An 11,844-nucleotide genomic window follows, 5' to 3' on the forward strand; every position below is an offset into this window, starting at 1 on the left:
AATATCTTACCAATTTTCATAACAAAAGCGAAATCCGGATAGTTTTTGTTATGATAAATTTACAAAAAATTCAATTAATTTATCATATTTCTAGCTTGATTCCCCATATTCTATACTAAGAGAATTTAAAGGAGGGGGAGTAACCACTATCTATAAATAAAAAAAGATTATTTGTAAAATGATGTATAATGGTGGAAATTTTCAGAAATTGTGGGTACAATAAGGTTAGATGTATGACATCTAAGTGTCCACTTAAACGTCCATGCAAAGGAGATGTCTGCGGAAAAGAAACTACATATTCTTGAAGAATACTTCTTCAAAGAGGCTGTCGGTAGAGGGAATTCGCCATAGGTTTGAAAAAAGGATAGGGAGTGGTTCTTTGAAACCTTCAACTAACCGGATGTTAAACCGCATCAAATGTATCTACATGTTTATTCGCAATAATGGCACTGTGACAACGCAGGAACTTGTAGAGGAATTTGGTATCACTCCTCGCACCATACAACGAGATTTAAATGTCTTAGCCTATAATGACTTGGTTATAAGCCCAAGCCGCGGAAAATGGACCACCACAGAAAAGAAAGTAAAAATGACTTCTTAAACAGTTTATTAATGAATAACAAAATAATGAAAAAATAGCATGCGATGATTTCGCTTGCTATTTTTTTGCCCTTTTTAAAATAAGTCATTCCTAGAAAAATTCCGCCACTTACCTTTTACCGTCAGCATGTAAAAAATCTACACCCGTTATTGCTTTAAATTCCTGGTCATTTATAATGCCCAGCATTTTAAAAAGGAAAGAATATTTTAAGATTTTTTTATGGATACGCGGTGTCGAATTCATTTCTATCACCCTCCAATTTTACTATTATTTTATTCGTGAAATCTAAAAAGTTTCCTTTAGGCAAAAAAATTCTTAAAGTGAAATTATTTATCATTATGGCAAAGATATCAGACTATACTTGATTTATAAACTTTTAAAATATATTATATTAATATAAAAATCTTTAACACATAAAAGCGTTTAAGCGCAAAAGAAAACTTGTTGAATATAGAAGGGTTGGAGCATTTTGGAAAAAAATCATCAAGGATTAAAAAGAGGGTTATTACCTCGTCATGTTCAGCTTATTGCCTTAGCTGGAATGATTGGGACCGGAATTTTCAAAGGAAGTTCAGATACATTAAATATCGCTGGTCCAGGTGTTGTATTAACATACTTTATTGGCGGAATATTATTGCTAATCATTATGGCAGCATTAGGGGAAATGGCAGTTTCCTATCCAAACTTAAACGTACAGCTTTTGGTTAATAAAGCATTTGGATTCAAAGTTTCGTTCATTGTTGGTTGGCTCTATTGGATTAACTGGATCATTGTTACCGTCGTTGAGTTGCTCGCTGCGGGAAGTTTCCTGCAATTCTGGTTCCCTTCTGCGCCATTATGGCTGTTAAGTCTTTTTTGTGGATTATTGATTGTGGGAATTAATTTATTTCAAGTTAAATACTATGGAGAGCTTGAATTTTGGTTTGCAGGAATCAAAATTTTAGCTTTAACGGCTTTTATTATCTTGGGTGTATTAATCCTAGTAGGAATAATCCCAAGCTCGATTCACGACCCGCTGTCCAATTATACGGCATATGGCGGTTTTTTCCCGCACGGTTTTCACGGAGTGGCCAGCGCCTTCTTAGTTGTAATGTTTTCCTATGGCGGAGCAGAATTAATTGGGGTTGCTGTTACGGAAACAAAAGATACTGAAAAAGTTTTGCCAAAGATCATTAAAGGGGCCGTATGGCGAGTCATTATCTTTTATATCTTCCCAATCCTTATCATTTGCGGAATGATACCATGGAACAAGGTATCAGGCGTAGATAGTCCCTTTGTCCAGGTATTGAGTATTACCGGGCTGCCAGGTGCCGCACATATTATGAACTTTGTGCTCTTAACGGCAGTTCTTTCAGCAGCCAATTCCGGTATTTATGCTACATCAAGAACCTTATTTTCAATGGCACAAAGCGGTGTAGCACCGAAAAGTCTATTAAAAATTTCTAAAAATGGAACCCCGATTGCTGGGATTTTGATTACAAGTGCATGGATTTTAGTCGGAATCTTTTTAGCCTATATCACCCCAGACCAGGTAATTAGTTACTTAATGACGATTCCAGGGTTTACAGTGATGTTAATTTGGATTAGCATCTGTGCAGCTCAGTTAAAGCTTAGACCACATTATAAAAGCAAACCGTTTTTCAGGGTAATAGGATTCCCATTCATTACTATTTTTGCGATTGTTTCTTTAAGTGTCATTTTTATTGGATTTCTCTTAAATTCAAATAATCTAATAGGATCAACTGTTTGTTTGGTAATCATGGGAATTTTGATTGTTCTTTCTTTTACTGTTCGAAAAATGAATTAGCAATAAAAAACCATATCCAGCACTCTAAAAAGGTAGTGGACACTTCATATTAAACCAAAAAGTGATACCCATTTGTTATGGGTATCACTTTTTCTATTCTTCAGACTTGATTTCCCCGGCAGGTCCCGATAAATTACGATTATTGGGCTCATCGGATTCCACAAAGCGCTTGAGCGCCGAGAGTTTGTTCTCCCAAAAGATTTCAAAATATTGGAGCCAGTCCTTTAATTCATATAATGGCTCAGGTTCAAGCTTGTACCGAGTTTCTCTTCCAACCTTTCGCTCCTTAACCAGACCTGCATCAGCTAATACTCTTAAGTGCTTGGAAACGGCGGTCCGGCTAATTGGGAATTGATCGCTTATATCTTTAACAGGCATTTCCTGCTGGCTTAAAAGTTTTAGCAGCCTTCGGCGAGTTGGGTCAGCGATGGCTTGAAAGACATCATGTTTGGCCGAAGAAGCTTCCATTTATGCTTCAACATATCCTTGTAATTTTTTAACAAGACCTGCCCAGCCTTGGTTCATATTTTCACGGATTGGAGTATGCGGTGCACCAAATTCAGTAACCTTATTCGCATCCCAGCCGCCATGGATTAAGGTAAATTCAGTTTTGCCCTCTAACTCTTTTAATTCAAATGTAAGGGTCCAATCCTTTCCCCAATTAAAAGAAAGACGATTAGGCGGGTCGACTAGTGTAACCTTACAAGGGGACATTCCAAACTGTCCGGCATTCAAATGAAATTCATGGCCTTCTACCGGTTCCATATCGTTCGGCATGAACCATGCAGAAAGACCTTCTGAAGTGGCAACAGCGGCCCATACTTTATCAATGGGAGCATTGTAGATTTCTGTATATCTAATATCCTGTAGTGTTTCATTCGTCATTTTTAAAAGTCCTCCTCAAAATGTTCCGGTTTTAATAAGAGATTTGTACAAACAAATAAGAAACCATTTGGTTTCGCATTTAAAATATATAACACCCTTTGGTTTCATGTCAATTATTTTTTTAATAGGATGTTAAACATAGTTGTTGATTTCCTCTCCAGGCGCTCGCTTTCCACCCCAATCAACTTTGTTAAAAAATCAACATTGTTCTTTAACAAAGCCTTTTAATAAAAAAGGCAACTCTACAATTAGTAAAGTCACCTTAATAGACCTGTTTCATTCAATAAATAGATTTATTAAAAACTTAAAAAAAATCAATTTCCCGTACTGCCTGCAGCAGTTCCATTACTACTTCTTCTTTTTTGAATGGCATTGACTCCCATTATAACCGCAATTAATTCCTCTGAACGGAGACTCTCTTTAAGATTAGTTAATTGAAAAGCTGGGGAGGCAAAGAATCCGCTTACTTTTTCAAATTTGGCTATTTGGTTCGATTGTTCATCAAATACCTCATATTCACGGGAGAAAGCCTCTGCTTCAATGATATAAACACCTCGATCAAAGGCATTATATTCATATTTTTTAGCAAAGAAGGTTAACTTTTGTTTAAGGATCCCTATTTCTTGCTCACAGCCGTTTAAAATTCTCCATTTATTGCTAAATAAACCAAATCTACCACTAATAATCTTTTTCCCATTCCCATCTATTACGTCAATACTAGAAGAAAAGGCGCTCTTAAGATCTAAATCCCCTACCTTTTCTTTTAAACTATTATAAACCTCCGTCCTGCCAGACGAAAAAAAATTATCTTTAAAATAAAGTGAATCCTTGTTCATTCTGCCACTCCTCGTAACTTTTTCTCTCTACCAATATTACGTTAAATTTTGGAAAAAGTTTCATTTAATAGAAGCAGAAGTTTCTGATACAATCAAAGTAAAATTTCCTCTTGAGGTATATTTATGATAAAAAATCAATACTTACGATGCGTCCAATTAAAGAGGAGTCAAGTGCCTTCTTTTAAAAAATATCCATTTAACCTGCCCAGTCTTAGGTCGTTGGATGAATTAGAATTCCACCCAAATGTAACTTTTCTCATTGGGGAAAATGGGATGGGAAAATCAACCTTGCTTGAAGCAATTGGCCTTGCATTAGGTTTTAATCCAGAAGGAGGTTCCCTAAACTTCAATTTTTCAACCTATGATTCTCACTCACCTCTTGGGGATTATATGAGGGTTATAAAAGGAGTTAATCGACCGAGTGATGGTTTTTTCCTGCGGGCAGAAAGTTTTTATAATGTTGCTTCAACTATTGAGGAATTAGATATGGAAGGCAGCGGTCCTCGAGTCATCGATTCTTTTGGGGGAGTCTCATTGCATGAACAATCTCACGGAGAGGCCTTCTTTGCCACATTTCTTCATCGGTTTCGTGGCAATGGGGTTTATCTATTGGATGAACCTGAGGCCGCTCTTTCACCGCTGAGGCAAATGTCGATGCTAACAAGAATTCATGACCTAGTTAAAGATCATTCCCAATTTATTATTGCAACCCATTCTCCAATAATCATGGCATATCCTAATGCGAAAATTTTTGAGTTTACAGAAGAAGGGATTCATGAATGCCCTCTAGAAGAGACCAATCACTATAAAATGATGAAACAGTTTTTTGATAACAAGGAAAGAATGCTTCATCATTTGTTAAATGGATAATTTCCATAAAAGAAGGCTGATTTCGTAAACTTTGTTGCTCTCTTTTTTGATTTCCTATTACCGAAACGGGGATCTATTCATGAATATGATTTTCTTATTTTTTGTACAAAGTTGATTGGAGCGGAAGGCGCGAGACTCCTGCGGGAGTAAGGGGCTGGGGAGACCCCGCAAGAGCGAAAGCGACGAGGAGAGGCTCCCCGGCACGCCCGCGGAAAGGCGAAGCGCCTGAAGCGTAAATCAACGGACAAGTCAAAGGAACCATTTGCAAAAAGGGGGCGCCCCTATAAGTTATACTTTTGGGGCACCCTCTTCTTGGCTATTGAACAATATTTTTCCCATAAAAAATTTCGTCCATTTCCATTTTAATTCTTTCGGTAATTTCAATGTGTTCGTCAGGGGATAACTTGTCCTTTGTGTAACCAAATAAGTAATTATTTAAATCAAATTCCCGCAGCTTACATTTTGTGTGGAAAATATGCTCTTGGTAAACATTTACATCAATCATATCAAACATTTCGCCAACATCTTCAGGAATATAATTTTGAATCGAACTGATTTCATGATCAATAAATAACTTATGGCCACTTTTATCCCTAGTAAATCCGCGAACGCGATAATCAACAATCATCACATCTGTCTCAAACGACCGGATTAAATAATGAAGTGCCTTAAGCGGTGAAATTTCTCCGCAGGTAGAAACATCAATATCCGCCCTAAAGGTGCTAATGCCTTCATCTGGATGATATTCCGGGTATGTATGAACGGTAATATGACTTTTATCCAACTGCATGACGACTGATTCCGGCAACGGCCCAGGAGATTCCTCAAAGGATTCAGATGGCGCGTGCTCAACAGGACCTTCTGATACTAATAGAGTCACACTTGCTCCAGCCGGCTCAAAATCCTGACTGGCAATATTTAAGACATGGGCTCCAATGATGTCCGAAACATGTTTTAACATTTTGGTTAATCGGTCCGCACTGTACTCCTCATCAATATATTGCAAATAGGCCTCACGTTCTTCTTTCGTTCTTGTATAACAAATATCATACATATTAAAGCTAAGTGATTTTGTCAGGTTATTAAAGCCATGTAACTCAATCCGCTGCTCATGTGTTAGCTTCATGATATACTTTCCCCCTTTTCAAAAATCCCAAGTAAATATTTATAGATTACCCACTGTCTAATCATGTTATTTGCAAATATTGTTCATTTGTTTTTTCCAACATAATTTTCCCTTTATTGTGGAAAATAATTGAAGATGAGGTGAAAGAATGAAAAAACAAATTTCCATCGTATTTATTTTATTTTTGCTCATGCCAACCTTTGCAAAGGCAGAACCAATTGAGGCTCATATAAAAATGGCCTATATCAAAAATGGCTTCCTTTGGACAATGATGAATGGCAAGCAAGAGAAACAAACGAAAGAACCGGGTACTTACCCTTATGCCCCACAATGGTCGCATGATGGAAAGTGGATTTTGTACCAAATCCAAACAAAAGAAAAAGCCAGCTCGGCCTCTGAACATAGTACAGAAATATGGGTTTATAATATCGAAACGAAAAAGCATAAAAGGATTACGGTGAATGGCACGAATCCGAAATGGTCACCTGTCGAGGATTTGGTAGCCTTTAAAAGCGGTGGCGTGTTAAATGTCTCGGATCTTAAACATTTTTATAATATTGCTTTAGGAGTTGGGGATTATAATTGGTTCCCTGATGGCCGTTCCTTAATTACTTCCTCAAGTGCATCATTACGCCCTGATGGATGGACAAATCCAGTCCTTTATAAAATAACACTGGAAAAGAATTTAAAAAAGATTACAAGCTTAACTAAAAACGTAAAGCCTTTTTATACAATCCCGAAAGAATTGAAGAAAGGCAATATCAGTATTATCGCAATTGATGGAACTGATTTTCAGTTTTCTCCTGATGGCAAGTGGATTTCTTTTATTGTGGGGCCAACAGCGTCTTGGTCAATGGACAGTAATATGGTTTGTGTTATTTCTTCGGATGGAAAGAATTTCGAGGTCTTAGATGAGGTTATCCTTGGAGTGGATCATCCACAGTGGGCATTACATAAAGATTTAATCGGTTACATTGCCGGTGGTGGAAGAATTGTTTTTGGTTTCAAGAATAAAACCATGAAGGTCACTGAACTTCCGGCCTACAATACCCTCAGTCTGACCCCAGTGAATTTTGCTGAATTAGGATTCGGATGGAAAGATGACAATGCACTTTACGTTTCAAGGGTAAAAGAAAAAGAGTGGTCAAACGAAGCAATCAAACGCCCCGATCCATCCTTATTTTTAATCAATATAAATGACCAGAAGCAGACTCAGATTACTCATCCACCAGCAGGCTTGGGGGATTACAGCCCGGTTTATATTCCTTCTGTCAGCAAGGTAACTTGGTTGCGAAAAAAAGATATTGCATCTGCTGAGGAAGATTTATGGATTGCAGATCAGGATGGAAAAAATGCAAAGCTATGGATTAAAAATATCGGCGGTTATTCGGTTTACGAAAATCAAAAACATTAGCAACCAAATGGAAAAGCAGCCAGGACTGGCTGCTTTTTCCTAGCTTTATTCTATTTCACTTGAAACTCCATCAATAACTCCACTTCTTCCTTCGTTAGTTCGCGATATTCGCCAAGTTCGAGTGTCTCATCCAGAGCCAGCGGCCCCATCGAAATTCGCTGAAGGTATACGACCTTTTTCCCAACCGCTTCGAACATTCTCTTTACTTGATGAAATTTCCCTTCGGTAATCGTAAGTTCAATATCAGAACGAATCCCTGATTTTAAAATTTTTAACTCGCCTGGCTTTGTTTTATAGCCATCATCAAGTGTGACCCCATCTCCGAAAGCACGGACATCTTCCTCCGTTACCTCTTGGTCAATTACGGCAAAGTATGTCTTTGGGACATGCTTTTTAGGAGAAAGTAAGCGATGGGCCAATTGACCATCATTCGTAATCAAAAGCAGACCTTCTGTATCCTTGTCCAGTCTACCGACAGGAAAGGGCTCATACACTTGATCCTCAAGCTCCAATATGTCAATAACCGTTTCACAGGAATTATCCTCAGTAGCTGATAAAACCCCTTGCGGTTTGTTCATCATCAAATAAATAAACTCTTTATATTCAATTACTTCACCATTTAGTGTCACGGTTTCTTGATTAGGCTCCACATGCTGTTTCGCATCTTTTACAACAACATCGTTTACTTTTACGGCACCGCTTTTTAGAAGCTGTTTTACTTCTTTACGGCTCCCATATCCAAGATTCGCCAGCATTTTATCAATTCTCATGGCTTACACCCCTTTTGAGAAGGTTTTTAAACTCTTAAATGCAGCTTTTGCTTTATCCGGTCAACGCGGTCACCAAATAATCGGTTGATCAATCCTGATTTTAAACCAAGATAAAAATAGATTACTGCTCCCACTGCTGCCGTAATGACAATGATAATAAGAGACTGCCCTTTAGAAGCAGGTGAAAGGAATAACGTTAATAACCGATAAACGATTTCACAGCCTGCCCACATACAGCCGGCAAAAATGAAGATTAGTAAGCTTCTCCGAAAGACAAGCCGATACTGAAACCCTACAAATTTTTTAATTACGAATAAGTTAATCGCAATGGCTGCCATATATCCAAGAGTCGTTGCCAGTACTGCCCCTTGTGGTCCCCACTTTTGTATCAGTGGAATATTTAATGATAATTTTATCAATAATCCTACCAGCAAGGTTAAAACAGTAAAGCGTTGCTCATTAATCCCTTGTAAAATGGAGGCCGTTACATAATACAAGGAAAACAAGATTGCTACAGGAGCATATGCTCTTAATACTTCCACTCCCAGCATTTTATGCTCATAAAATACGGTATAAACAGGCTCAGCCAGTAAAGAAAGTCCAATGGCTGCTGGCAAAGTTAAATAAAGAAGTACCTGAAATGCTTGATTTAATTGGCGATTCAAACCACTTCGGTCTTGCTCAACGAATGCTTTCGTAATACTTGGCACCAGTGCCAACGAAAATCCAGTTGCAAGTGAGACTGGAATAATAACAATCTTATGAGACTCAAAGTTTAAAATGGAAAAAGCTGATTTAGCAAATTCCGTTGCCCCTAATGCACGGTAAAAGGTGAATTGATCGATGGCCTGGAATAACGGATTGTTGATTCCTACAAATACAAATGGGGCTGCATAAAGAACGATTTCTTTATAAATTTCTTTCAATGAAATATTAATGGTTCCTTTATCATGGATGAGAAGTTCATCCAAATAATGTTTTCTCTTATACCAATACCAAAATAGCATCAATAGACTTCCGATAGCTCCAACAAATGCAGCAAAGGTTGCAACACTAACCGCTTGAACCGTACTGCCATTTAACCAATGCAAGACAACATATGCACCTGCAAGTGTAAAGGCAATCCGGACAATTTGCTCAATTACCTGCGAAACTGCGGATGGCCCCATCGATTGATGGCCTTGGAAAAATCCGCGGATTAGACTCATAAACGGAACGACGATCAATGCAAAGCTTACTGCCCTAATAACCGTTGTGATATCCTTTAAACTTGAACCAACATCCTCATTTTTCGTAAACATCATTTCTGCGAAAAGCGGGGCAGAAAAATAGAGGATTAAGAATGAGACAAATCCGGTCGACAGCATAATCACTAAGCCTGATTTAAATAACTTGCGGCCAACAGCGTATTCTTCTAGAGCATTGTATTTGGAAATGAACTTTGAAACGGCAAGCGGTACCCCAGCTGTTGCAATACTGATAAAAATCGTATAAGGAACATACGAGTATTGATAAAGCGCTGTTCCCGAAGACCCGACAATTTGATAAAAAGGTATGACATAGAATAAGCCAAGAACCTTTGATAAAATCGTTCCAAAGGTTAATATAAATGTTCCTCTTAAAAGCTTAGACGACATAGAATCCCTTCCTACTTCGAAAAGCGTAAGCGCCTTGTTCAGCCTAAGGCAGCTGCTTGCGGGCCAGCCGGTGAAGTCGTTCTTTGAATTCATCGGCTGGCCCGACGCGACCTCGAGGGCCAGGCGCTGGAGCTAGACAGTATTCATGTTATAATTTTAAAATATGTTCTTCCTCAAAGTTAATTCGACTTTTTTTGCACACTATAGTAGTTTACAACTGTTTTCCCTTTGACGCTACTAGCAACCATATTAAATTTTTTTAAATATTGACTTTCCGTTTTCTTTTCAGAAAAAATGGTAAGGTTTATAATAAAATAATGTATTTCAATAGTTTAACCAAAAATTTCTAGGAACATAAAGTTGGTGAGAGAATGGAATTTGATTGTATAGTCATTGGCGGTGGTCCGTCAGGCCTGATGGCAGCAATAGCCGCCGGTGAAAAGGGTGCAAGAGTTCTTTTGATTGATAAAGGAGACAAGCTTGGACGAAAGCTTGCTATTTCAGGGGGAGGACGGTGCAATGTGACAAACCGGCTCCCTGTTGATGAAATTATAAAACATATTCCAGGGAATGGTAAATTTTTATATAGTGCGTTTTCCATTTTTAGTAATGAGGATATTATTGCTTTTTTTGAAAAACTCGGGATAACCTTAAAAGAGGAAGATCACGGGCGGATGTTTCCAGCGTCGAATAAAGCTCAATCAGTTGTAGATGCTCTCTTGCAAAAATTAGAAGAACTGAAGGTCCGGGTTTTTAAAAATACGGCCGTAAAGGAAGTCCTCTATGGAAACGGGCAGGTATCAGGCGTTACACTAAGGGATGGTCAAAAGCTAACCTCAAAATCGGTTGTAATTGCGGTAGGTGGAAAATCTGTTCCCCATACCGGGTCAACCGGGGATGGATACGCATGGGCAGAAAAAGCCGGGCACAATGTGACCGAGTTGTTCCCGACAGAAGTACCTGTCACTTCAAGCGAAGCGTTTATCCAAAAGAAAACCCTTCAGGGACTGTCTTTAAGGGATATTGAATTAAGTGTTTTAAATCCAAAAAGCAAACCAATTATATCTCATCGTATGGATATGATTTTTACTCATTTTGGGGTAAGCGGCCCAGCTGTTTTACGCTGCAGCCAATTTGTTGTCAAAGCGATGAAGAAGTGGAATTTAAAAGAGGTAACGATGAGCCTAGATGTCATCCCGGACAAAAAAGAGGAGGTCCTTTTTCAAGAAATTAGTAAGCTGGTAAAAAATGAACCAAAGAGGAGTATAAAAAACACCTTAAAAGGGATGTTTCCAGAGCGATACCTTCTATTTTTACTGGAGAACAATGAGATAGATCCTGCTGTACAGTGTGGAACTGTTTCTCATGAAAAAATTCGTAATTTCGCAAAAAGCTGCAAGCAATTTACCTTTAAAGTGAATGGCACCCTGCCACTTGAAAAAGCATTTGTCACCGGTGGCGGAGTTTCAGTAAAAGAAATTGAGCCACAAACGATGGGCTCTAAAATGATGAATGGTTTATATTTTTGTGGGGAAATACTTGATATCCATGGATATACAGGAGGATACAATATTACCTCTGCACTTGTAACCGGAAGGCTTGCCGGTACAAATGCCGCACTTTCTGCAAAAGCTAGATCCTGACAAATAATTGTCAGGATCTATATATAATCATCGCAGAAAAACAATAAATTTGTTCCTCCTCTTCATCCTCTGTCATTGCCGCAACATTGTATTTTATATCCAGCAGGCTTTTCTCATCTAAACCTTTTAAAAAACGATTCATTTCCTTTTCCAAATCCTTTTCATGCTCCCGGTCAAACAGTTTAACCTGAATCACTTTACTCTCTCCTTTTGTTTTTTCCTATCATTATTTCCTCATTTTCAGAATTTTAAAAA

The 11,844-nt window shown here is 38.1% G+C and carries 13 protein-coding genes; 5 read left to right on the forward strand and 8 right to left on the reverse strand.

The annotated features are described in order from the left end of the window. Positions 1-379: 379 nt before the first annotated feature. Entirely contained in the window at positions 380-601 is a 222-nt protein-coding gene (locus RCG21_RS27145) for a DeoR family transcriptional regulator (protein ID WP_071358441.1), read from the forward strand. A gap of 108 nt (positions 602-709) precedes the next feature. On the opposite strand, the gene RCG21_RS27150 is transcribed toward RCG21_RS27145, so the two are convergent. After that, positions 710-844 (reverse strand): hypothetical protein, encoded by a 135-nt coding sequence (locus RCG21_RS27150; RefSeq protein WP_268884070.1) that lies wholly within the window; start codon positions 842-844, stop codon positions 710-712. Between the two features lie 226 nt (positions 845-1,070). Between RCG21_RS27150 and RCG21_RS27155 the strand changes: the two genes are divergently transcribed. Then, positions 1,071-2,408 (forward strand): amino acid permease, encoded by a 1,338-nt coding sequence (locus RCG21_RS27155; RefSeq protein WP_133334292.1) that lies wholly within the window; start codon positions 1,071-1,073, stop codon positions 2,406-2,408. A gap of 93 nt (positions 2,409-2,501) precedes the next feature. Here RCG21_RS27155 and RCG21_RS27160 read toward each other — a convergent pair whose 3' ends face one another. The 3 genes from RCG21_RS27160 to RCG21_RS27170 all read right to left on the reverse strand — a co-directional run bounded on the left by RCG21_RS27160 (position 2,502) and on the right by RCG21_RS27170 (position 4,129). Continuing rightward, the gene (locus RCG21_RS27160) at positions 2,502-2,876 is read right to left on the reverse strand and encodes an ArsR/SmtB family transcription factor (RefSeq protein ID WP_133334291.1); all 375 of its coding nucleotides are present in this window, start codon (positions 2,874-2,876) and stop codon (positions 2,502-2,504) included. Further along, positions 2,877-3,293: an SRPBCC family protein gene (locus RCG21_RS27165; protein ID WP_133334290.1), complete on the reverse strand. Its 417-nt coding sequence runs from the start codon at positions 3,291-3,293 to the stop codon at positions 2,877-2,879. 314 nt (positions 3,294-3,607) lie between these two features. Next, positions 3,608-4,129, reverse strand: coding sequence for an LURP-one-related family protein (locus RCG21_RS27170; protein WP_133334289.1), 522 nt, complete (start codon positions 4,127-4,129; stop codon positions 3,608-3,610). A gap of 123 nt (positions 4,130-4,252) precedes the next feature. Here RCG21_RS27170 and RCG21_RS27175 point away from each other — a divergent pair, with 123 nt between their 5' ends. After that, positions 4,253-4,999, forward strand: coding sequence for an AAA family ATPase (locus tag RCG21_RS27175; protein WP_208025355.1), 747 nt, complete (start codon positions 4,253-4,255; stop codon positions 4,997-4,999). Between the two features lie 316 nt (positions 5,000-5,315). Here the strand turns inward: RCG21_RS27175 and speD are convergent, their stop codons facing one another. Continuing rightward, positions 5,316-6,125, reverse strand: a complete 810-nt coding sequence (gene speD, locus RCG21_RS27180; RefSeq protein ID WP_026572142.1) for an adenosylmethionine decarboxylase — start codon at positions 6,123-6,125, stop codon at positions 5,316-5,318. A gap of 148 nt (positions 6,126-6,273) precedes the next feature. On the opposite strand from speD, the gene RCG21_RS27185 reads away from it, so the two are divergent. Continuing rightward, entirely contained in the window at positions 6,274-7,539 is a 1,266-nt protein-coding gene (locus RCG21_RS27185) for a TolB family protein (RefSeq protein ID WP_133334287.1), read from the forward strand. 50 nt (positions 7,540-7,589) lie between these two features. Here the strand turns inward: RCG21_RS27185 and RCG21_RS27190 are convergent, their stop codons facing one another. Both RCG21_RS27190 and RCG21_RS27195 read right to left on the reverse strand, forming a co-directional pair. Then, the gene (locus RCG21_RS27190) at positions 7,590-8,309 is read right to left on the reverse strand and encodes a pseudouridine synthase (RefSeq protein ID WP_133334286.1); all 720 of its coding nucleotides are present in this window, start codon (positions 8,307-8,309) and stop codon (positions 7,590-7,592) included. A gap of 26 nt (positions 8,310-8,335) precedes the next feature. After that, positions 8,336-9,946, reverse strand: coding sequence for a putative polysaccharide biosynthesis protein (locus tag RCG21_RS27195; protein ID WP_133334285.1), 1,611 nt, complete (start codon positions 9,944-9,946; stop codon positions 8,336-8,338). A 371-nt stretch (positions 9,947-10,317) separates the two neighbouring features. On the opposite strand from RCG21_RS27195, the gene RCG21_RS27200 reads away from it, so the two are divergent. After that, on the forward strand, positions 10,318-11,589 hold the full coding sequence (locus RCG21_RS27200) for a BaiN/RdsA family NAD(P)/FAD-dependent oxidoreductase (RefSeq protein WP_133334284.1): 1,272 nt from the start codon (positions 10,318-10,320) through the stop codon (positions 11,587-11,589). 10 nt (positions 11,590-11,599) lie between these two features. On the opposite strand, the gene RCG21_RS27205 is transcribed toward RCG21_RS27200, so the two are convergent. Further along, positions 11,600-11,785 carry a sporulation protein Cse60 gene (locus tag RCG21_RS27205; RefSeq protein ID WP_133334283.1) on the reverse strand — a complete coding sequence of 62 codons (186 nt, stop codon included), beginning with the start codon at positions 11,783-11,785 and terminating at the stop codon, positions 11,600-11,602. Positions 11,786-11,844: the final 59 nt, after the last annotated feature.

The sequence above is a fragment of the Bacillus salipaludis genome (genome assembly GCF_030938565.1).
In the GTDB taxonomy this organism is placed as follows: domain Bacteria; phylum Bacillota; class Bacilli; order Bacillales; family Cytobacillaceae; genus Neobacillus; species Neobacillus salipaludis_A.